This window comes from Pseudomonas sp. IT-93MI4, assembly GCF_949767635.1.
Taxonomy (GTDB): Bacteria; Pseudomonadota; Gammaproteobacteria; order Pseudomonadales; family Pseudomonadaceae; genus Aquipseudomonas; species Aquipseudomonas putida_A.
Map to the genome: position 1 here is coordinate 293,362 of NZ_CATKPP010000058.1, position 20,992 is coordinate 314,353.

Consider the following 20,992-nt stretch of genomic DNA (forward strand, 5'->3'; position numbering starts at 1 on the left):
CTCCGGGCATGAAAAACACGGGCTCAGGCGAGCCGGTCATTCTAGACACACCCCAGAAATGAATCAAGCCCCAAAAGGGGCTTGATTCAGATTCAAGGCCACCGATGGTCAGGTTCTTGCGAACCCGACCATCAAGGCTTTGACAGCGATTACCAGCTGGCTTTAACCAGACCTGGAACGTCACCACGCATTGCCGCTTCACGCAGTTTGTTACGGCCCAGGCCGAACTTGCGGTAAACGCCGTGCGGACGACCAGTCAGGCGGCAACGGTTACGCATGCGCGAAGCGCTTGCGTCACGTGGTTGCTTCTGCAGAGCTACGGTAGCTTCCCAACGCGCTTCTGGACTTGCGTTCAGATCAACGATGATAGCTTTCAGCGCTGCACGCTTGGTGGCGTACTTGGCAACAGTGAGCTGACGCTTCAGCTCACGGTTTTTCATGCTCTTCTTGGCCATTTTCCTACTCCAATCAGTTGCGGAACGGGAATTTGAAAGCACGCAGCAGAGCGCGGCCTTCATCATCGTTCTTGGCAGTGGTGGTCAGGGTAATGTCCAGACCGCGGAGAGCATCGATCTTGTCGTAGTCGATTTCCGGGAAAATGATCTGCTCTTTCACGCCCATGCTGTAGTTGCCACGACCATCGAAGGACTTGGCATTCAGGCCGCGGAAGTCGCGAACCCGAGGCAGGGAGATCGACAGCAGACGATCCAGGAACTCGTACATACGCTCACGGCGCAGAGTCACTTTGACGCCGATCGGCCATCCTTCACGGACTTTAAAGCCAGCAATGGATTTACGAGCGTAGGTCACAACGACTTTTTGGCCGGTGATCTTTTCCAGGTCAGCAACAGCGTGCTCGATGACTTTTTTGTCGCCGATCGCTTCGCCCAGACCCATGTTCAGGGTGATTTTGGTAACGCGCGGAACTTCCATCACGTTCGAAAGCTTAAGTTCTTCCTTAAGTTTCGGAGCGATTTCCTTCCGGTAAATCTCTTTTAGTCGTGCCATGGTCTTCTACCTAGCAGTGTTCAAGCATCAACCGCTTTTTGGGTCGACTTGAAGACACGAATTTTCTTACCGTCTTCTACTTTGAAACCAACGCGGTCAGCCTTGTTGGTTTCGCCGTTGAAGATGGCGACGTTGGAAGCGTGCAGTGGCGCTTCTTTCTCGACGATACCGCCCTGTACGCCCGACATCGGGTTAGGCTTGGTATGACGCTTGACCAGGTTCAGACCACCAACAACCAGACGGTTGTCAGCAAGAACCTTCAGCACCTTACCGCGCTTACCTTTGTCTTTGCCGGCGATCACGATGATCTCGTCGTCACGACGAATCTTTTGCATGTCGGATCTCCTTACAGCACTTCTGGGGCGAGCGAGACGATCTTCATGAACTTCTCAGTACGAAGTTCACGGGTCACTGGCCCAAAGATACGGGTGCCGATCGGCTCTTGCTTGTTGTTCAGAAGAACAGCAGCGTTGCCATCAAAGCGGATAATGGAGCCATCAGCACGACGTACGCCGTGACGAGTGCGGACTACAACAGCAGTCATCACTTGGCCTTTTTTCACTTTACCGCGAGGAATTGCTTCCTTGACGGTAACTTTGATGATGTCACCGATACCAGCGTAACGACGATGGGAGCCACCCAGCACCTTGATGCACATAACGCGGCGAGCGCCGCTGTTATCGGCCACATCGAGCATGGATTGAGTCTGAATCATATAATTTCTCCGACCCCTAGCCCTTAGACTTCCACAGCGCGTTCGAGAACATCAACCAGCGCCCAAGACTTGGTCTTGGCCATCGGACGAGTTTCACGAATAGTGACTTTGTCGCCGATGTGGCACTGATTGGTTTCGTCGTGCGCGTGCAGCTTAGTCGAACGCTTAACGTATTTACCGTAGATCGGGTGCTTAACGCGACGCTCGATCAGAACGGTGATGGTTTTGTCCATCTTGTCGCTGACAACACGGCCAGTCAGCGTACGGACAGTTTTTTCGGCTTCAGCCATGATCACTTACCTGCCTGCTGGTTGAGCACAGTCTTCACGCGAGCGATGTCACGCTTAACTTGCGAGAGCAGATGAGACTGCCCCAACTGGCCAGTTGCTTTCTGCATACGCAGATTGAACTGGTCGCGCAGCAAGCCGAGCAGTTGCTCGTTCAGCTGCTGTGCGGATTTTTCACGAAGTTCATTCGCCTTCATCACATCACCGTCCGTTTAACAAAGGAGGTGGCGAGCGGCAGCTTTGCAGCAGCCAGGGCGAAAGCCTCACGCGCCAGCTCTTCAGAAACACCCTCGATTTCATACAGGACTTTGCCTGGCTGAATCTGGGCAACCCAGTACTCCACGTTACCCTTACCTTTACCCATACGAACCTCGAGAGGTTTCTTGGAGATCGGCTTGTCCGGGAATACACGGATCCAGATCTTGCCACCACGTTTTACGTGACGGGTCAGAGCACGACGCGCTGACTCGATCTGACGAGCGGTGAGACGACCACGAGCAACAGACTTCAGCGCGAACTCGCCGAAGCTGACTTTGCTACCGCGCAGTGCCAGACCACGGTTGTGGCCGGTCATCTGCTTGCGGAACTTCGTACGCTTTGGTTGCAACATTTGGCGTACCCCTTACTTAGCAGCTTTTTTACGAGGCGCTGGTGCTTGTGGTTTCAGCTCTTCTTGGCGACCACCAATTACTTCGCCTTTGAAGATCCAAACCTTTACACCGATCACACCGTAGGTGGTGTGAGCTTCGTAGTTGGCATAGTCGATGTCGGCACGCAGGGTGTGCAGTGGCACACGACCTTCGCGATACCATTCAGTACGTGCGATTTCAGCACCGCCGAGACGACCGCTCACTTGGATTTTGATGCCTTTGGCACCAATGCGCATGGCGTTCTGTACTGCGCGCTTCATAGCGCGACGGAACATTACACGACGCTCCAGCTGCTGAGCTACGCTCTGCGCAACCAGCATACCGTCGAGCTCCGGCTTGCGGATCTCTTCGATATTGATGTGCACAGGCACACCCATTTGCTTGGTCAGGTCCTGACGCAGTTTCTCAACATCTTCACCTTTCTTCCCGATAACGATACCTGGACGAGCGGTGTGGATGGTGATGCGTGCAGTTTGGGCCGGACGATGGATATCGATACGGCTTACGGACGCGCTTTTTAGTTTGTCTTGGAGATACTCACGCACTTTCAGATCTGCGAACAAGTAGTCCGCATAAGTCCGACCGTCTGCGTACCAGACGGAGGTGTGCTCCTTGACGATTCCCAGGCGAATGCCAATGGGATGTACTTTCTGACCCATCTCTTCGACTCCGTTACTTGTCAGCAACCTTGACAGTGATATGGCAAGACCGCTTGACGATGCGATCAGCACGGCCTTTGGCACGTGGCATGATGCGCTTCAGCGAACGCCCTTCGTTGACGAAAACGGTGCTGACCTTCAGGTCATCAACGTCTGCGCCTTCGTTATGCTCGGCGTTGGCTACGGCCGACTCCAGCACTTTCTTCATGATCTCGGCGGCTTTCTTACTGCTGAAAGCCAACAGGTTGAGCGCTTCGCCCACCTTCTTCCCGCGGATCTGGTCGGCGACCAAGCGGGCTTTCTGGGCGGAGATTCGAGCGCCCGACAACTTAGCGGCTACTTCCATTTCCTTACCCCTTAACGCTTGGCTTTCTTGTCAGCCACGTGCCCACGATAAGTGCGGGTACCGGCGAACTCGCCCAGTTTATGGCCAACCATGTCTTCGTTCACGAGAACTGGGACGTGCTGACGGCCGTTGTGTACTGCGATGGTCAGACCGACCATTTGTGGCAGGATCATCGAACGACGCGACCAAGTCTTAATTGGTTTGCGATCGTTCTTTTCCGCCGCCACTTCGATCTTCTTCAGTAGGTGAAGATCAATAAAAGGACCTTTTTTCAGAGAACGTGGCACTGTCGTATCCCTCTATTTACTTGCGACGACGGACGATCATTTTGTCGGTACGCTTATTACCACGAGTCTTCGCGCCCTTAGTCGGGAAGCCCCATGGCGATACCGGATGACGACCACCAGAGGTACGACCTTCACCACCACCATGTGGGTGGTCAACCGGGTTCATGGCAACACCACGAACGGTTGGGCGAACGCCACGCCAGCGTTTGGCACCAGCTTTACCCAGCGAACGCAGGCTATGCTCGGAGTTCGAGACTTCGCCCAGGGTCGCACGACATTCAGCCAGGACTTTACGCATTTCACCGGAACGCAGACGCAGGGTAACGTACACGCCTTCACGAGCGATCAGCTGAGCCGAAGCACCAGCGGAACGAGCGATCTGTGCGCCTTTACCTGGCTTCAGTTCGATGCCGTGTACGGTAGAACCGACTGGAATGTTGCGCAGTTGCAGAGCGTTGCCTGGCTTGATTGGAGCCAGAGCGCCTGCGATCAGCTGGTCGCCAGCACTCACGCCTTTAGGGGCGATGATGTAGCGACGCTCGCCGTCTGCGTAGCAGAGCAGTGCAATGTGAGCAGTACGGTTTGGATCGTATTCGATACGCTCGACAGTGGCGACGATGCCATCTTTGTCGTTGCGACGGAAATCGACCATACGGTAATGCTGCTTATGACCACCACCGATGTGACGAGTGGTAATACGGCCATTGTTGTTACGACCACCAGTCTTCGATTTTTTCTCGAGCAGCGGTGCGTGAGGAGCGCCTTTATGCAGCTCCTGGTTGACCACCTTGACCACAAAACGGCGGCCAGGGGAAGTCGGTTTGCATTTAACGATTGCCATGATGCACCCCTTCCTTACTCAGCACTGCTGCTGAAATCGAGATCTTGGCCTGGCTGAAGGGAGATAACTGCCTTCTTCCAGTCATTACGCTTGCCCAGACCGCGAGCAGTGCGCTTGCTCTTACCCAGAACGTTCAGGGTAGTGACGCGCTCTACTTTCACGCTGAACAGGCTTTCGACGGCCTTCTTGATTTCCAGCTTGGTTGCATCAGTAGCAACCTTGAAAACGAACTGGCCTTTCTTGTCTGCCAGAACCGTAGCCTTCTCGGAAACGTGCGGGCCAAGCAGAACTTTAAATACGCGTTCCTGGTTCATCCCAGCAGCTCCTCGAATTTCTTCACGGCCGACACGGTGATCAACACCTTGTCGTATGCGATCAGACTAACTGGATCGGAACCTTGCACGTCACGTACATCTACGTGTGGCAGGTTACGAGCAGCCAGGTACAGGTTCTGATCAACAGCGTCCGACACGATGAGAACATCGGTCAGGCTCATGTTGTTCAGCTTGCCCAGCAGATCTTTGGTTTTCGGAGTTTCAACAGCGAAATCCTGAACCACGACCAAACGATCAGTACGCACCAGCTCAGCAAGGATGGAACGCATTGCTGCGCGATACATCTTCTTGTTCAGCTTCTGGGAGTGATCCTGTGGACGAGCTGCGAAAGTGGTACCGCCGCCACGCCAGATTGGGCTACGGATAGTACCGGCACGAGCACGGCCAGTACCTTTCTGACGCCATGGGCGCTTACCGCCACCACGAACGTCGGAACGGGTCTTTTGCTGCTTGCTACCTTGACGGCCGCCGGCCATGTAGGCCACGACTGCTTGGTGAACCAGCGTCTCGTTGAACTCGCCGCCAAATGTCAGTTCGGAAACTTCGATCGCTTGAGCGTCATTTACATTTAATTGCATGTCAGCTTCCCCTTAACCGCGAGCCTTGGCTGCTGGACGTACAACCAGGTTGCCGCCAGTAGCGCCAGGAACAGCGCCCTTGACCAACAACAGATTGCGTTCAGCGTCCACGCGCACTACTTCCAGGGACTGCACGGTCACGCGCTCAGCGCCCATATGACCGGACATTTTTTTGCCCTTGAATACACGACCAGGAGTCTGGCACTGGCCGATAGAGCCTGGGACGCGGTGGGATACGGAGTTACCGTGGGTGTTATCTTGCCCGCGGAAATTCCAACGCTTGATCGTACCCTGGAAGCCTTTACCCTTGGACTGACCGGTTACATCAACCAGTTGACCAGCGGCGAAGATTTCAGCGTTGATCAGATCGCCAGCCTGGTACTCGCCTTCTTCAAGACGGAATTCCATGGTGGTGCGACCAGCGGCAACGTTCGCTTTAGCGAAGTGACCAGCTTGAGCTGCTGTTACACGCGAAGCACGACGCTCGCCGACAGTGACTTGCACTGCACGATAGCCATCGGTCTCTTCAGTTTTGAACTGGGTGACGCGATTCGGCTCGATCTCAATGACCGTGACCGGAATGGAGACACCTTCTTCGGTGAAAATACGGGTCATACCGCATTTACGACCGACTACACCAATAGTCATGTTGTAAACCTCATGAGTGTACGGGGCTTTCACCCGCTATGGCCGCCCATTTCAGAGCGTTACACGACCAAGACCGAGTCTTAGCCGAGGCTGATCTGCACTTCCACACCGGCCGCAAGATCAAGCTTCATAAGAGCATCAACGGTTTTATCCGTTGGCTGGACGATGTCCAGAACGCGCTTATGAGTGCGGATTTCGTACTGGTCACGCGCGTCTTTGTTGACGTGCGGGGAAACCAGAACGGTGAACCGCTCTTTACGGGTAGGCAGTGGAATTGGACCACGCACTTGAGCACCAGTACGTTTCGCGGTTTCCACGATTTCCTGGGTTGATTGGTCGATCAGGCGATGGTCGAAAGCCTTCAACCTGATACGGATTTGCTGATTTTGCATTGGATTTCAGACTCCGGCTGCTATTCCCACCGGGCGCAATACGCCCGTTAAAAGGAGGCGCAATTCTATAGACGCCCCAGATAGGTGTCAACCCAATAAAAAAGCCCCCGCTGAGCGGGGGCTTTTTCACTTCATCAAGCAGACTCTATAAAAGAGAATTACTCGATGATTTTGGCTACGACGCCAGCGCCGACGGTACGACCGCCTTCACGGATAGCGAAACGCAGACCGTCTTCCATCGCGATGGTTTTGATCAGGGTAACAGTCATCTGAATGTTGTCACCTGGCATTACCATTTCAACGCCTTCTGGCAGCTCGCAGTTACCAGTCACGTCAGTAGTACGGAAGTAGAACTGTGGACGGTAGCCTTTGAAGAACGGAGTGTGACGACCGCCTTCTTCCTTGCTCAGAACGTAAACTTCTGCGGTGAACTTGGTGTGCGGCTTAACCGAACCTGGCTTAACCAGAACCTGACCACGCTCAACGTCGTCACGCTTGGTACCACGCAGCAGAACGCCGCAGTTCTCGCCAGCACGACCTTCGTCGAGCAGCTTGCGGAACATCTCAACACCGGTGCAGGTGGTGGTAGTGGTGTCACGCAGACCAACGATTTCCAGTGCATCTTGAACGCGAACGATACCGCGCTCGATACGACCAGTCACAACAGTACCGCGACCCGAGATCGAGAATACGTCTTCGATTGGCATCAGGAATGGCTTGTCGATCATACGAACTGGTTCTGGGATGTAGGTATCCAGAGTTTCAACCAGCTTACGAACGGCAGTGGTGCCCATTTCGTTGTCGTCTTTGCCTTCCAGCGCCATACGAGCCGAACCGATGATGATCGGAGTGTCGTCGCCTGGGAAGTCATAAGTAGACAGCAGGTCGCGAACTTCCATCTCAACCAGTTCCAGCAGCTCAGCGTCGTCTACCAGGTCAGCCTTGTTCAGGAAAACCACGATGTACGGAACGCCTACCTGACGGGACAGCAGGATGTGCTCACGGGTTTGTGGCATCGGACCATCAGCGGCCGAGCAAACCAGGATCGCGCCGTCCATCTGGGCAGCACCGGTGATCATGTTCTTCACGTAGTCAGCGTGACCTGGGCAGTCAACGTGAGCGTAGTGACGAATAGTCGAGTTGTACTCAACGTGAGCGGTGTTGATGGTGATACCGCGAGCTTTTTCTTCTGGAGCGCTGTCGATCTTGTCGAATTCAACTACGGCCGAACCGAAAACTTCGGAGCAGACGCGAGTCAGAGCAGCGGTCAGAGTGGTTTTACCGTGGTCAACGTGACCGATGGTGCCAACGTTGACGTGCGGTAGGGAACGATCAAATTTTTCTTTAGCCACGACAATTAACTCCTAGCCTAAAGGGGCTGAATCAGCCTTGTTTTTTGGTTACGGATTCGACGATGTGCGACGGAGCCGTATCGTATTTTTTGAATTCCATAGAGTAGCTTGCGCGACCCTGGGACATGGAACGAACGTCGGTCGCATAACCGAACATCTCACCCAGTGGAACCTCGGCACGGATAACCTTGCCGGACACTGTGTCTTCCATACCCTGGATCATGCCGCGACGACGGTTAAGGTCGCCCATTACATCACCCATATAGTCTTCAGGCGTAACAACCTCTACCGCCATGATCGGCTCGAGCAACTCACCACCGCCCTTCTGGGCCAGTTGCTTGGTCGCCATGGAAGCAGCCACTTTAAACGCCATCTCGTTGGAGTCGACGTCGTGGTAAGAACCATCGAACACGGTAGCCTTCAGGCCGATCAGCGGATAGCCGGCAACAACGCCGTTCTTCATCTGCTCTTCGATACCCTTCTGGATAGCCGGGATGTATTCCTTAGGAACCACACCACCTACAACTTCGTTCACGAATTGCAGACCTTCCTGACCTTCGTCAGCAGGAGCAAAACGGATCCAGCAGTGACCGAACTGGCCGCGACCACCGGACTGACGAACGAACTTGCCTTCGATTTCACAGTTCTTCGTGATGCGCTCACGATACGAAACCTGAGGCTTGCCGATGTTGGCTTCGACGTTGAACTCACGGCGCATCCGGTCAACCAGGATGTCCAGGTGCAGCTCGCCCATGCCGGAGATGATCGTTTGACCAGTCTCTTCATCAGTTTTAACGCGGAAAGACGGGTCTTCCTGAGCCAGCTTGCCCAGTGCGATACCCATTTTTTCCTGGTCATCCTTGGTCTTAGGCTCTACGGCAACCGAAATAACCGGCTCCGGGAAGTCCATGCGAACCAGAATGATTGGCTTGTCAGCGTTGCAGAGGGTTTCACCAGTGGTGACGTCCTTCATGCCGATCAGGGCCGCGATGTCGCCAGCGCGTACTTCCTTGATCTCTTCACGGGCGTTTGCGTGCATTTGCACCATACGGCCCACGCGCTCTTTCTTGCCTTTAACCGAGTTGATCACGCCGTCGCCGGAGTTCAACACGCCCGAGTAAACACGGACGAAGGTCAAAGTACCCACGAATGGGTCGGTAGCGATTTTGAACGCCAGTGCCGCGAACGGCTCGTCATCACTTGCGTGACGCTCCATTTCCTCTTCCTCGTTATCAGGGTTCGAGCCCTTGATAGCTGGAATGTCGGTTGGAGCAGGCAGGAAGTCGATAACGGCGTCGAGAACCAGGGGAACGCCCTTGTTCTTGAACGACGAACCGCACACAGCCAGAACGATTTCGCCAGCGATAGTGCGCTGACGCAGAGCGGCCTTGATCTCTTCGATCGACAGCTCTTCGCCTTCCAGGTACTTGTTCATCAGCTCTTCACTGGCTTCGGCCGCAGCCTCAACCATGTTGCTGCGCCACTCAGTAGCCAGCTCGAGCATGTCCGCAGGGATTTCCTTGCGAACAGGAACCATACCCTTGTCAGAGTCGTTCCAGTAAACAGCCTGCATGTTGATCAGGTCGATCTGGCCCTGGAAGTTGTCTTCCGAACCGATAGCCAGCTGAATCGGCACCGGAGTGTGACCCAGACGCTGTTTGATCTGACCGATCACGCGCAGGAAGTTGGCACCAGCACGATCCATCTTGTTTACGTAAACAAGACGTGGAACGCCGTATTTGTTGGCTTGACGCCATACGGTTTCCGACTGAGGCTCAACACCCGAAGTACCGCAGAATACAACGACAGCGCCGTCGAGTACGCGCAGGGAACGTTCAACTTCAATGGTGAAGTCTACGTGGCCCGGGGTATCGATGACGTTGAAACGGTGCTCGTGCGGGTACTGCTTCTCGGAACCTTTCCAGAAGGCGGTAATGGCAGCAGAAGTAATGGTAATACCACGCTCCTGCTCCTGAACCATCCAGTCTGTGGTCGCGGCGCCGTCATGCACCTCGCCCATTTTGTGACTTTTGCCAGTGTAAAAAAGGACGCGCTCGGTGGTGGTGGTTTTACCAGCATCCACGTGAGCGACGATACCGATGTTACGGTAGCGACTAATCGGAGTAGTACGAGCCATAAAGCCCTCGCAAAATTAGTGAAGCTAAAATTAGAAGCGGTAGTGCGAGAAAGCTTTGTTGGCTTCGGCCATACGGTGCACGTCTTCACGCTTCTTAACAGCAGCACCTTTACCTTCAGCAGCATCCAGCAGTTCGCCAGCCAAGCGCAGAGCCATAGACTTCTCGCCACGCTTACGGGCGAAGTCTACCAACCAGCGCATTGCCAGAGCGTTACGGCGGGAAGGACGAACCTCGACCGGAACCTGGTAAGTAGCACCACCAACGCGGCGCGACTTCACTTCGACCAGCGGAGCGATGGCGTCGAGTGCTTTTTCGAAGAGTTCCAGGGGATCGGTGCCGGCCTTACGAGCCTTCACGGTTTCCAGGGCACCATAAACAATACGTTCGGCAACGGCTTTCTTGCCGCTTTCCATAACGTGGTTCATGAATTTGGCGAGGATCTGGCTTCCGTATTTCGGATCGTCCAGAATCTCACGCTTTGCTGCTACGCGACGTCTTGGCATGATAAGCCCTCAAGCGGTCTTCAGGTTAGTTCGGGACAGATCCAGTGGATGCAAGCCCGACCTTACTCTTATCGACTCAATAAAATGAAAATCTGCAAAACGACCGATTACTTCGGACGCTTGGTACCGTACTTCGAACGACCCTGGTTACGGCCTTTAACGCCGGAAGTATCCAAGGAGCCGCGAACGGTGTGGTAACGAACACCTGGCAAGTCTTTTACACGACCGCCGCGGATCAGTACCACGCTGTGCTCTTGCAGGTTGTGGCCTTCACCACCGATGTACGAGGAAACCTCGAAACCGTTGGTCAGACGCACACGGCATACTTTACGCAGTGCCGAGTTAGGTTTTTTCGGCGTAGTGGTGTACACACGGGTGCACACGCCACGACGCTGCGGGCAGTTCTGCAGCGCAGGCACGTCGGATTTCTCGACGATACGCTTACGCGGCTGACGTACCAGCTGGTTGATAGTTGCCATCTACTAGCTCCACTGTTGTCTTGCGACGCTATTGTCTTGCAAGAAAAGCAAAATGACAGGAACGGATTCCCGCCAAATTTAGGGGATCAAGAGTCTAAAGAGGATCTTGTCCCCAGTCAAGGCAAGGCCCCGACCTCCCCGCCCGTCGAACCTTGACAATTTGTCTCGATTCGACGAACGGAGCGATCAGGGCCTCAGCTTAGTTACCGCAGAACTCAGTTACCGCTCGAGTTCAGCGCTTCGGTCAGTGCAGCTTCCACTTCACTGGCGCTTACGCGCAACGGCTTGTCTGCATCACGACGACGCTTGCGCTCGCTGTGGTACGCCAGGCCGGTACCGGCCGGGATCAGACGACCCACAACCACGTTTTCTTTCAGGCCGCGCAGGTAGTCGCGCTTGCCGGTGACTGCCGCTTCGGTCAGTACGCGAGTGGTTTCCTGGAAGGAAGCCGCCGAGATGAACGATTCGGTCGACAACGACGCCTTGGTGATACCCAGCAGAACGCGAGTGAACTTGGAGACAAACTTGTCTTCCGCGCTCAGACGCTCGTTCTCTACCAGTACGTGAGTCAGCTCCATCTGGTCGCCCTTGATGAAACTGGAATCGCCGGACTCGGAGATCTCAACTTTACGCAGCATCTGACGCAGGATGGTCTCGATGTGCTTGTCGTTGATCTTCACGCCTTGCAGACGGTAAACGTCCTGGATCTCGTTCACGATGTACTTGGCCAGCGCGCTCACACCCAGCAGACGCAGGATGTCGTGCGGATCGCTTGGACCATCGGAGATAACTTCGCCGCGGTTTACCTGTTCACCTTCGAACACGTTCAGGTGACGCCACTTCGGAATCAGCTCTTCGTACGGATCGCTACCGTCGTTCGGGGTAATGACCAGACGGCGCTTGCCTTTGGTCTCTTTACCGAACGCGATGGTGCCGCTGACTTCAGCCAGAATCGACGCTTCCTTCGGACGACGAGCTTCGAACAGGTCGGCAACACGCGGCAGACCACCGGTGATGTCGCGAGTTTTCGAAGTTTCTTGCGGGATACGAGCGATAACGTCACCGATCGCGATCTTCGCACCGTCCGCAACACCGACCAGGGCGTTGGCTGGCAGGAAGTACTGAGCGATAACGTCAGTGCCTGGCAGCAACAGATCCTTGCCGTTGTCGTCGACCATCTTCACTGCTGGACGGATTTCTTTGCCCGCAGCTGGACGATCTTTCGCGTCGAGTACTTCAATGTTGGTCATACCGGTCAATTCGTCAGTCTGACGCTTGATCGTGATGCCTTCTTCCATGCCCACGTAGGTCACGGTACCTTTCATTTCGGTAACGATCGGGTGAGTGTGCGGATCCCACTTGGCCACGATTGCGCCAGCGTCGACCTTGTCACCTTCTTTAACCGAAATCACAGCACCGTACGGCAGCTTGTAACGCTCACGCTCACGACCGAAGTCATCAGCGATTGCCAGCTCACCGGAACGGGACACGGCAACCAGGTGGCCATCCACTCGCTCAACGTGTTTCAGGTTGTGCAGACGGACAGTACCGCCATTCTTCACCTGAACGCTGTCGGCTGCGGAAGTACGGCTTGCCGCACCACCGATGTGGAACGTACGCATCGTCAGCTGGGTACCCGGCTCACCGATGGACTGGGCAGCGATAACGCCGACCGCTTCACCGATGTTCACCTGGTGACCACGAGCCAGATCACGGCCGTAGCACTTGGCGCAAATGCCATAGCGGGTTTCGCAGCTGATCGGCGAACGCACGATCACTTCGTCGATGCTGTTCAGCTCGATGAACTCGACCCACTTCTCGTCTACCAGGGTACCGGCAGGAACGATGACGTCCTCGGTGCCTGGCTTGAATACGTCACGGGCAATAACACGACCCAGTACGCGCTCACCCAACGGCTCTACAACGTCACCGCCTTCAATGTGCGGAGTCATCAGCAGACCGTGTTCGGTGCCGCAATCGATCTCGGTTACAACCAGATCCTGCGCCACGTCTACCAGACGACGAGTCAGGTAACCGGAGTTCGCAGTTTTCAACGCGGTATCCGCCAGACCTTTACGAGCACCGTGAGTCGAGATGAAGTACTGAAGTACGCTCAGACCTTCACGGAAGTTCGCAGTAATCGGCGTTTCAATGATGGAACCGTCCGGCTTGGCCATCAGACCACGCATACCGGCCAGCTGACGAATCTGTGCTGCGGAACCCCGCGCACCCGAGTCGGCCATCATGTACATCGAGTTGAAGGACTCTTGGTCGACTTCATCACCGTGACGGTCGATGACTTTCTCTTTCGAGAGGTTAGCCATCATCGCCTTGGAAACTTCGTCGTTCGCCTTCGACCAAAGGTCGATCACTTTGTTGTACTTCTCGCCCTGGGTTACCAGGCCGGAGGCGTACTGGCTCTCGATCTCTTTCACTTCGTCGGTGGCTGCACCGATGATGCGGGCTTTTTCGTCCGGGATAACGAAGTCGTTAACACCGATGGAAACGCCGGAGATGGTCGAGTAAGCGAAACCGGTGTACATCAACTGGTCAGCGAAGATCACGGTCTCTTTCAGACCAACCACGCGGTAGCACTGGTTGATCAGCTTGGAGATCGCCTTTTTCTTCATCGGCAGGTTGACGACATCGTACGACAGACCTTTTGGCACAACCTGGAACAGCAGCGCACGGCCGACAGTGGTGTCGACGATACGAGTGTTGCTCACGCTGTTGCCGTCACGGTCGTTGACGGTTTCGTTGATACGAACCTTGACCTTGGCGTGCAGTGCGGCTTCGCCGGCACGGAACACACGGTCAACTTCCTGCAGATCCGCGAACACACGACCTTCGCCCTTGGCGTTGATCGCTTCACGAGTCATGTAGTACAGACCCAATACAACGTCCTGCGACGGAACGATGATTGGCTCACCGTTGGCTGGCGACAGAATGTTGTTGGTCGACATCATCAACGCGCGCGCTTCGAGCTGGGCTTCCAGCGTCAGCGGTACGTGCACGGCCATTTGGTCGCCGTCGAAGTCGGCGTTGTACGCGGCGCAGACCAGAGGGTGCAGCTGGATAGCCTTACCTTCGATCAGTACCGGTTCAAACGCCTGGATACCCAGACGGTGAAGGGTCGGTGCACGGTTGAGAAGAACCGGGTGTTCGCGAATCACTTCAGCGAGAACGTCCCAAACCTCTGGCAGCTCGCGCTCGACCATCTTCTTGGCCGCTTTGATGGTGGTCGCGAGACCACGCATTTCCAGCTTGCCGAAAATGAACGGTTTGAACAGCTCGAGAGCCATCTTCTTCGGCAGACCGCACTGGTGCAGACGCAGGGTCGGGCCTACGGTAATTACCGAACGACCGGAGTAGTCAACACGCTTACCGAGCAGGTTCTGACGGAAACGACCTTGCTTACCCTTGATCATGTCAGCCAGGGATTTCAGAGGACGCTTGTTCGAACCGGTGATAGCGCGGCCACGACGACCGTTGTCGAGCAGTGCATCGACAGCTTCCTGCAACATACGCTTTTCGTTGCGCACGATGATGTCCGGAGCGGACAGATCCAACAGGCGCTTCAAACGGTTGTTACGGTTGATCACTCGACGATACAGATCGTTGAGGTCGGAAGTCGCGAAACGACCGCCATCCAACGGGACCAGTGGACGCAGATCTGGCGGCAGAACCGGCAGAACGGTCAGCACCATCCACTCTGGCAGGTTGCCGGAACCCTGGAAGGCTTCCATCAACTTCAGACGCTTGGACAGCTTCTTGATCTTGGTTTCCGAGTTGGTTTGCGGAATCTCTTCGCGCAGACGGCCAATCTCATGCTCCAGGTCGATAGCGTGCAGCAGTTCACGGACAGCTTCAGCACCCATGCGGGCGTCGAAGTCATCACCGAACTCTTCCAGCGCTTCGAAGTACTGCTCGTCGTTCAGCAGCTGACCTTTTTCAAGGGTGGTCATGCCCGGATCGATAACGACGTAGCTCTCGAAGTAGAGAACGCGTTCGATATCACGCAGGGTCATGTCCATCAGCAGGCCGATACGGGACGGCAGCGATTTCAGGAACCAGATGTGGGCAACCGGCGAAGCCAGTTCGATGTGCGCCATGCGCTCACGACGAACCTTGGCCAGTGCGACTTCAACGCCGCACTTCTCGCAAATCACACCACGGTGCTTCAAGCGCTTGTACTTACCGCACAGGCACTCGTAATCCTTTACCGGGCCAAAGATCTTGGCGCAGAACAGACCGTCACGCTCAGGTTTGAACGTACGGTAGTTGATGGTTTCCGGCTTTTTAACTTCACCGAACGACCACGAGCGGATCATCTCAGGCGAGGCCAATCCGATACGGATGGCGTCGAACTCTTCGACTTGACCCTGGTTTTTCAGCAAATTCAGTAGGTCTTTCAAGGCCTTTCCTCCTGGCGGAGCAGAGAGCGGGCAGTCCTGCCCCGCTCTCGATCGCGTCACGTGTTATTCGGTTTCCAGATCGATATCGATGCCGAGGGAACGAATTTCCTTGATCAACACGTTGAAGGACTCGGGCATGCCCGGCTCCATACGGTGATCGCCATCCACGATGTTTTTGTACATCTTGGTACGGCCGTTCACATCGTCCGACTTCACTGTGAGCATTTCTTGCAGAGTGTAAGCGGCACCGTATGCTTCCAGTGCCCAGACCTCCATCTCCCCGAAACGCTGACCACCGAACTGTGCCTTACCACCCAGCGGCTGCTGGGTAACCAGGCTGTACGAACCGGTAGAACGCGCGTGCATCTTGTCGTCTACCAAGTGGTTCAGCTTCAGCATGTACATGTAGCCAACGGTAACTGGACGCTCGAACTTGTTGCCGGTACGGCCGTCAGTCAGCTGCATTTGGCCGCTTTCCGGCAGGTCTGCCAGTTTCAGCATGGCCTTGATTTCGCTTTCCTTGGCGCCGTCGAACACTGGAGTGGCCATTGGAACGCCGCCACGCAGGTTTTTCGCCAGATCCAGGATTTCCTGATCGGAGAAGCTATCCAGATCTTCGTTACGACCGCCGATCTGGTTGTAGATCTCGTCCAGGAAGGTACGCAGTTCAGCGACTTTACGCTGCTCTTCGACCATCCGGTTGATCTTCTCGCCCAGACCTTTGGCCGCGAGGCCCAGGTGGGTTTCAAGGATCTGACCAACGTTCATACGCGAAGGTACGCCCAACGGGTTGAGGACGACGTCGACCGGGGTGCCATTGGCATCGTGCGGCATGTCTTCAACCGGCATGATCACGGAGACCACACCTTTGTTACCGTGACGACCGGCCATCTTGTCGCCCGGCTGGATGCGACGACGGATTGCCAGGTAAACCTTGACGATTTTCAGCACGCCTGGAGCCAGGTCATCGCCCTGCTGCAGTTTGCGCTTCTTGTCTTCGAACTTGTCGTCCAGCAGACGGCGACGATCAACGATGTAGGCCTGAGCCTTCTCGAGCTGCTCGTTCAGAGCATCTTCAGCCATGCGCAGTTTGAACCACTGACCATGCTCAAGACCGTCGAGAACTTCGTCGGTGATGTCCTGACCTTTCTTCAGACCGGCGCCGCCTTCAGCCTTGTGGCCTACCAGAGCGGAGCGCAGACGTTCGAAGGTCGCGCCTTCTACGATACGGAACTCTTCGTTCAAATCCTTGCGGATCTCGTCCAACTGGGACTTCTCGATCGACAGAGCACGAGCATCACGCTCAACGCCGTCGCGGGTGAAGACCTGTACGTCGATGACAGTACCTTTGGTACCGGTAGGTACACGCAGGGAGGTGTCTTTAACGTCGCTGGCTTTTTCACCGAAGATCGCACGCAGCAGTTTTTCTTCCGGAGTCAGTTGGGTCTCGCCTTTCGGAGTGACTTTACCGACCAGGATGTCGCCTGCGCCTACTTCAGCACCTACGTAAACGATACCGGCTTCGTCCAGCTTGTTCAGTGCAGCCTCACCCACGTTCGGGATGTCCGCAGTGATTTCCTCTGGGCCAAGCTTGGTGTCACGAGCCACACAGGTCAGTTCCTGAATGTGAATCGTGGTGAAGCGGTCTTCCTGAACCACACGCTCGGACAGGCAGATGGAGTCTTCGAAGTTGAAGCCGTTCCATGCCATGAACGCGATGCGCATGTTCTGACCCAGTGCCAGTTCACCCATGTCGGTGGACGGGCCGTCAGCCATGATGTCGCTACGCTGAACGCGATCACCCTTGCTCACCAGCGGACGCTGGTTGATGCAGGTGTTCTGGTTCGAGCGGGTGTATTTGGTCAGGTTGTAGATGTCGACACCAGCTTCGCCAGTTTCAACTTCGTCATCAGCAACACGAACCACGATACGGCTGGCATCAACGGAGTCGATCACGCCGCCACGACGAGCCACGACGCAAACGCCGGAGTCGCGGGCCACGTTACGCTCCATGCCGGTACCTACCAGCGGCTTGTCAGCGCGCAGGGTTGGTACAGCCTGACGCTGCATGTTCGAACCCATCAACGCACGGTTGGCGTCGTCGTGCTCGAGGAACGGAATCAGCGACGCTGCAACCGAAACTACCTGCTTCGGCGAAACGTCCATCAGGGTGACGTCTTCCGGCGCCTTGACGGTGAATTCGTTCAGGTGACGTACGGCTACCAGTTCGTCGATCAGGACTTTCTGCTCGTTCATGGTCGCCGAAGCCTGCGCGATCACATGATCGGCTTCTTCAATGGCGGACAGGAACACGATCTCGTCGGTGACTACACCCTCTTTCACCACACGGTACGGGCTTTCCAGGAAACCGTACTGGTTGGTGCGGGCATAAGCAGCCAGGGAGTTGATCAGACCGATGTTCGGACCTTCCGGCGTTTCAATCGGGCATACACGACCGTAGTGAGTCGGGTGTACGTCACGGACTTCAAAGCCTGCGCGCTCGCGAGTCAGACCGCCAGGGCCGAGTGCAGAGACACGACGCTTGTGGGTGATCTCGGACAGCGGGTTGTTCTGGTCCATGAACTGCGAGAGCTGGCTGGAACCGAAGAACTCTTTTACCGCCGCAGCCACTGGCTTGGCGTTGATCAGGTCTTGCGGCATCAGGCCTTCGCTTTCAGCCATCGACAGACGCTCTTTGACCGCACGCTCAACACGTACCAGGCCAACGCGGAACTGGTTCTCGGCCATTTCGCCTACGCAGCGAACACGACGGTTACCCAGGTGGTCGATGTCATCGACGATGCCTTTACCATTACGGATGTCGACCAGAGTCTTCAGGACCGCGACGATGTCTTCCTTGCACAACACGCCCGAACCTTCGATCTCGGTACGACCGATACGACGGTTGAACTTCATCCGGCCGACCGCAGACAGGTCATAGCGCTCAGGGCTGAAGAACAGGTTGTTGAACAGGGTTTCGGCAGCGTCTTTGGTCGGCGGCTCGCCTGGACGCATCATGCGATAGATCTCGACCAGTGCTTCCAATTGGTTGCTGGTGGAGTCGATCTTCAGCGTGTCGGAGATGAACGGACCGCAGTCGATGTCGTTGGTGTACAGAGTTTCGATGCGAACAACGCCGGCCTTGGCGATTTTCGCCAGGACTTCGGTCGACAGCTCGGTGTTGCACTCTGCCAGGATTTCGCCGGTAGCCGGATGCACGATGACCTTGGCGGTGGTGCGACCCAGGACGTAGTCCAGAGGCACGTCCAGCTCTTTGATCCCGGCCTTTTCCAGCTGGTTGATGTGGCGGGCAGTAATACGACGGCCCTGCTCGACAATAACCTTGCCTTTATCGTCCTGGATATCGAGGACAGCTACTTCACCGCGCAGACGCTGCGGCACCAGTTCCAGGCTCAGGCCTTCGCCTTTAACGTGGAATACGTTGGTGGTGTAGAAAGCGTCCAGCACTTCTTCGGTGGTGTAGCCGAGCGCGCGCAGCAGCACCGAGGCCGGCAGCTTGCGACGACGGTCGATACGCACGAACACGCAGTCTTTCGGGTCGAACTCGAAGTCCAGCCACGAACCGCGGTAAGGAATGATGCGCGCGGAGTACAGCAGTTTACCGGAACTGTGCGTCTTGCCGCGGTCGTGGTCAAAGAACACGCCCGGGGAACGGTGCAGCTGGGAAACGATAACACGCTCGGTACCGTTGATTACGAAGGTACCGTTCTCAGTCATCAATGGGATTTCGCCCATGTAGACTTCTTGCTCTTTGATGTCCTTGATCGCTTTGTTCGACGATTCTTTGTCGAAAATGATCAGGCGCACTTTTACCCGCAAAGGTACGGCGAAAGTTACACCGCGCAATACGCATTCTTTGACATCAAATGCCGGTTCGCCCAGGCGATAACCGACGTACTCCAGCGCAGCATTGCCGGAGTAGCTGATGATCGGGAAAACGGATTTGAAGGCCGCATGCAGGCCCACGTCGCGGAACTGATCTTTAGTCGCTCCCGCTTGCAAGAATTCACGATACGAATCCAGCTGGATGGCCAGGAGGTACGGCACATCCATGACGTCCGGCAACTTGCTAAAGTCCTTGCGGATACGTTTTTTCTCAGTATATGAGTAAGCCATCAGCGTTCCCCAGCTTGGTCACCTGCTTGTTTGGCCCCTCCCGACGGGAGCAGCCAGAAAATCGTGCAAACCCCATGGTTTGCGCCACCGCATCGGGTGGTTACAGCGCCTTTATCAGCACCGACCCAGTCGGCTGCCAATAACGGAAAAAGGCCGGTGGCAAGAGCCACCAGCCATCAGCCTGTCGCTTGACGCTCGGGCTGGAGGAGCAAAGTCGATACTTATTTCAGCTCGACTTTAGCGCCTGCTTCTTCCAGCTTCTTCTTGGCGTCTTCAGCAGCTTCTTTCGAAACGCCTTCAGCTACAACCTGAGGAGCGCCGTCTACTTTCTCTTTGGCTTCTTTCAGGCCCAGACCGGTCAGTTCACGAACTGCCTTGATCACGTTAACCTTCTTCTCGCCAGCTTCCAGCAGAACAACGTTGAACTCGGTTTGCTCTTCAACAGCAGCAGCAGCTACAGCTGGGCCAGCCGAAGCAGCAGCAGCGGTAACACCGAAGGTTTCTTCCATCGCTTTGATCAGCTCAACGATTTCCACTACGGATTTCTGGCCGATTGCTTCGATGATTTGTTCGTTAGTCAGAGACATGACTCAATTCCTGAATTGGGGGACGGCCTACGCGACCATCGAAATAAACAAAAAACGCGAGAAGTTGACGAGCCTTAGGCTGCGGCAGCTTCTTTCTGGTCGCGAATTGCCGCCAGAGTACGAGCCAACTTGCTGGTAGCGCCTTGAATCACGCTCATCAGCTGAGAAATTGCTTCGTCACGGGTCGGCAGAGTTGCCAGTACGTCGATCTGATTAGCTGCGAGGAACTTGCCCTCGAACGCAGCTGCCTTGATCTCGAACTTGTCCTGACCCTTGGCAAACTCTTTGAAGATACGGGCAGCAGCGCCCGGATGTTCGTTCGAGAATGCAATCAGGGTCGGGCCGGTGAACACGTCGTTGAGGACACTGTATTCAGTGTCAGCAACTGCGCGCTTGAGCAGGGTGTTACGTACAACACGTACGTAAACGCCAGCTTCACGAGCCTCTTTACGGAGTCCGGTCATTGCGCCTACTGTTACGCCACGGGCATCAACCACGACAGCGGACAGAGCGACTTTGGCAGCCTCGTTGACTTCAGCGACGATGGCCTTCTTGTCTTCGAGATTAATTGCCACGGGTTTAACTCCTGCTTGTTACCGTTTCACTCGGTCGAAACCGAATGTCGTTTTGGTGTC

At 55.4% G+C, this 20,992-nt stretch carries 23 protein-coding genes; all 23 read right to left on the minus strand.

Going from position 1 to position 20,992, the window contains the following annotated elements; all coding sequences use genetic code 11:
• Window positions 1-149: 149 nt before the first annotated feature.
• Entirely contained in the window at window positions 150-455 is a 306-nt protein-coding gene (rpsN, locus tag ACM6I7_RS27445; RefSeq protein WP_003228726.1) for a 30S ribosomal protein S14, read from the minus strand.
• 13 nt (window positions 456-468) lie between these two features.
• Entirely contained in the window at window positions 469-1,008 is a 540-nt protein-coding gene (gene rplE / locus ACM6I7_RS27450; protein WP_003210069.1) for a 50S ribosomal protein L5, read from the minus strand.
• Window positions 1,009-1,028: 20 nt separating this feature from the next.
• A complete protein-coding gene (rplX, locus tag ACM6I7_RS27455) occupies window positions 1,029-1,343 on the minus strand; it encodes a 50S ribosomal protein L24 (protein WP_003186046.1) in 315 nt (104 codons plus the stop codon).
• Window positions 1,344-1,354: 11 nt separating this feature from the next.
• Window positions 1,355-1,723, minus strand: coding sequence for a 50S ribosomal protein L14 (gene rplN, locus ACM6I7_RS27460; protein ID WP_002555479.1), 369 nt, complete (start codon window positions 1,721-1,723; stop codon window positions 1,355-1,357).
• Between the two features lie 23 nt (window positions 1,724-1,746).
• Window positions 1,747-2,013: a 30S ribosomal protein S17 gene (gene rpsQ / locus ACM6I7_RS27465; protein WP_003194644.1), complete on the minus strand. Its 267-nt coding sequence runs from the start codon at window positions 2,011-2,013 to the stop codon at window positions 1,747-1,749.
• 2 nt (window positions 2,014-2,015) lie between these two features.
• Window positions 2,016-2,207: a 50S ribosomal protein L29 gene (rpmC, locus tag ACM6I7_RS27470; RefSeq protein ID WP_002555481.1), complete on the minus strand. Its 192-nt coding sequence runs from the start codon at window positions 2,205-2,207 to the stop codon at window positions 2,016-2,018.
• Window positions 2,207-2,620 carry a 50S ribosomal protein L16 gene (gene rplP, locus ACM6I7_RS27475; RefSeq protein WP_003228729.1) on the minus strand — a complete coding sequence of 138 codons (414 nt, stop codon included), beginning with the start codon at window positions 2,618-2,620 and terminating at the stop codon, window positions 2,207-2,209. Before rplP ends, rpmC begins: the two co-directional genes overlap by 1 nt.
• A 12-nt stretch (window positions 2,621-2,632) precedes the next feature.
• A complete protein-coding gene (rpsC, locus tag ACM6I7_RS27480; protein WP_003176422.1) occupies window positions 2,633-3,319 on the minus strand; it encodes a 30S ribosomal protein S3 in 687 nt (228 codons plus the stop codon).
• Window positions 3,320-3,332: 13 nt separating this feature from the next.
• Entirely contained in the window at window positions 3,333-3,665 is a 333-nt protein-coding gene (rplV, locus tag ACM6I7_RS27485) for a 50S ribosomal protein L22 (protein WP_003103908.1), read from the minus strand.
• 11 nt (window positions 3,666-3,676) lie between these two features.
• Window positions 3,677-3,952: a 30S ribosomal protein S19 gene (gene rpsS, locus ACM6I7_RS27490; RefSeq protein WP_003228731.1), complete on the minus strand. Its 276-nt coding sequence runs from the start codon at window positions 3,950-3,952 to the stop codon at window positions 3,677-3,679.
• A 16-nt stretch (window positions 3,953-3,968) separates the two neighbouring features.
• Window positions 3,969-4,793, minus strand: coding sequence for a 50S ribosomal protein L2 (gene rplB / locus ACM6I7_RS27495; RefSeq protein ID WP_003228734.1), 825 nt, complete (start codon window positions 4,791-4,793; stop codon window positions 3,969-3,971).
• 14 nt (window positions 4,794-4,807) lie between these two features.
• Window positions 4,808-5,107 carry a 50S ribosomal protein L23 gene (gene rplW, locus ACM6I7_RS27500; RefSeq protein ID WP_002555488.1) on the minus strand — a complete coding sequence of 100 codons (300 nt, stop codon included), beginning with the start codon at window positions 5,105-5,107 and terminating at the stop codon, window positions 4,808-4,810.
• Window positions 5,104-5,706, minus strand: a complete 603-nt coding sequence (gene rplD / locus ACM6I7_RS27505) for a 50S ribosomal protein L4 (RefSeq protein ID WP_003228735.1) — start codon at window positions 5,704-5,706, stop codon at window positions 5,104-5,106. The genes rplW and rplD overlap by 4 nt, the downstream gene beginning before the upstream one ends.
• A gap of 12 nt (window positions 5,707-5,718) precedes the next feature.
• A complete protein-coding gene (gene rplC, locus ACM6I7_RS27510; RefSeq protein ID WP_003228738.1) occupies window positions 5,719-6,354 on the minus strand; it encodes a 50S ribosomal protein L3 in 636 nt (211 codons plus the stop codon).
• Window positions 6,355-6,434: 80 nt separating this feature from the next.
• A complete protein-coding gene (rpsJ, locus tag ACM6I7_RS27515; RefSeq protein WP_003186070.1) occupies window positions 6,435-6,746 on the minus strand; it encodes a 30S ribosomal protein S10 in 312 nt (103 codons plus the stop codon).
• 158 nt (window positions 6,747-6,904) lie between these two features.
• Entirely contained in the window at window positions 6,905-8,098 is a 1,194-nt protein-coding gene (tuf, locus tag ACM6I7_RS27520) for an elongation factor Tu (protein WP_024014521.1), read from the minus strand.
• A gap of 31 nt (window positions 8,099-8,129) precedes the next feature.
• Window positions 8,130-10,235, minus strand: a complete 2,106-nt coding sequence (fusA, locus tag ACM6I7_RS27525) for an elongation factor G (RefSeq protein WP_007962223.1) — start codon at window positions 10,233-10,235, stop codon at window positions 8,130-8,132.
• 30 nt (window positions 10,236-10,265) lie between these two features.
• Window positions 10,266-10,739, minus strand: coding sequence for a 30S ribosomal protein S7 (gene rpsG / locus ACM6I7_RS27530; protein WP_003228745.1), 474 nt, complete (start codon window positions 10,737-10,739; stop codon window positions 10,266-10,268).
• Window positions 10,740-10,846: 107 nt separating this feature from the next.
• Window positions 10,847-11,218 (minus strand): 30S ribosomal protein S12, encoded by a 372-nt coding sequence (gene rpsL / locus ACM6I7_RS27535; RefSeq protein ID WP_003186084.1) that lies wholly within the window; start codon window positions 11,216-11,218, stop codon window positions 10,847-10,849.
• Window positions 11,219-11,433: 215 nt separating this feature from the next.
• Window positions 11,434-15,633, minus strand: coding sequence for a DNA-directed RNA polymerase subunit beta' (gene rpoC, locus ACM6I7_RS27540; RefSeq protein WP_027614261.1), 4,200 nt, complete (start codon window positions 15,631-15,633; stop codon window positions 11,434-11,436).
• Between the two features lie 63 nt (window positions 15,634-15,696).
• Window positions 15,697-19,770 carry a DNA-directed RNA polymerase subunit beta gene (gene rpoB / locus ACM6I7_RS27545; protein ID WP_027614262.1) on the minus strand — a complete coding sequence of 1,358 codons (4,074 nt, stop codon included), beginning with the start codon at window positions 19,768-19,770 and terminating at the stop codon, window positions 15,697-15,699.
• Window positions 19,771-19,991: 221 nt separating this feature from the next.
• Window positions 19,992-20,357, minus strand: a complete 366-nt coding sequence (rplL, locus tag ACM6I7_RS27550) for a 50S ribosomal protein L7/L12 (RefSeq protein WP_007962228.1) — start codon at window positions 20,355-20,357, stop codon at window positions 19,992-19,994.
• 74 nt (window positions 20,358-20,431) lie between these two features.
• Window positions 20,432-20,932: a 50S ribosomal protein L10 gene (rplJ, locus tag ACM6I7_RS27555; protein WP_003228752.1), complete on the minus strand. Its 501-nt coding sequence runs from the start codon at window positions 20,930-20,932 to the stop codon at window positions 20,432-20,434.
• Window positions 20,933-20,992 lie beyond the last annotated feature (60 nt).

Coding starts and splice junctions, on each gene's coding strand:
- rplC (WP_003228738.1), bottom strand. CDS start 6,354: ATGACTATTGGTGTAGTCGGTCGTAAATGCGGTATGACCCGTATTTTC.
- rpsC (WP_003176422.1), bottom strand. CDS start 3,319: ATGGGTCAGAAAGTACATCCCATTGGCATTCGCCTGGGAATCGTCAAG.
- rpsJ (WP_003186070.1), bottom strand. CDS start 6,746: ATGCAAAATCAGCAAATCCGTATCAGGTTGAAGGCTTTCGACCATCGC.
- rplP (WP_003228729.1), bottom strand. CDS start 2,620: ATGTTGCAACCAAAGCGTACGAAGTTCCGCAAGCAGATGACCGGCCAC.
- rpsN (WP_003228726.1), bottom strand. CDS start 455: ATGGCCAAGAAGAGCATGAAAAACCGTGAGCTGAAGCGTCAGCTCACT.
- fusA (WP_007962223.1), bottom strand. CDS start 10,235: ATGGCTCGTACTACTCCGATTAGTCGCTACCGTAACATCGGTATCGTC.
- rpsG (WP_003228745.1), bottom strand. CDS start 10,739: ATGCCAAGACGTCGCGTAGCAGCAAAGCGTGAGATTCTGGACGATCCG.
- rplB (WP_003228734.1), bottom strand. CDS start 4,793: ATGGCAATCGTTAAATGCAAACCGACTTCCCCTGGCCGCCGTTTTGTG.
- rpmC (WP_002555481.1), bottom strand. CDS start 2,207: ATGAAGGCGAATGAACTTCGTGAAAAATCCGCACAGCAGCTGAACGAG.
- rplW (WP_002555488.1), bottom strand. CDS start 5,107: ATGAACCAGGAACGCGTATTTAAAGTTCTGCTTGGCCCGCACGTTTCC.
- rplX (WP_003186046.1), bottom strand. CDS start 1,343: ATGCAAAAGATTCGTCGTGACGACGAGATCATCGTGATCGCCGGCAAA.
- rplL (WP_007962228.1), bottom strand. CDS start 20,357: ATGTCTCTGACTAACGAACAAATCATCGAAGCAATCGGCCAGAAATCC.
- rplE (WP_003210069.1), bottom strand. CDS start 1,008: ATGGCACGACTAAAAGAGATTTACCGGAAGGAAATCGCTCCGAAACTT.
- rplV (WP_003103908.1), bottom strand. CDS start 3,665: ATGGAAGTAGCCGCTAAGTTGTCGGGCGCTCGAATCTCCGCCCAGAAA.
- rpsQ (WP_003194644.1), bottom strand. CDS start 2,013: ATGGCTGAAGCCGAAAAAACTGTCCGTACGCTGACTGGCCGTGTTGTC.
- rplD (WP_003228735.1), bottom strand. CDS start 5,706: ATGCAATTAAATGTAAATGACGCTCAAGCGATCGAAGTTTCCGAACTG.
- rplN (WP_002555479.1), bottom strand. CDS start 1,723: ATGATTCAGACTCAATCCATGCTCGATGTGGCCGATAACAGCGGCGCT.
- rpsL (WP_003186084.1), bottom strand. CDS start 11,218: ATGGCAACTATCAACCAGCTGGTACGTCAGCCGCGTAAGCGTATCGTC.
- rpoB (WP_027614262.1), bottom strand. CDS start 19,770: ATGGCTTACTCATATACTGAGAAAAAACGTATCCGCAAGGACTTTAGC.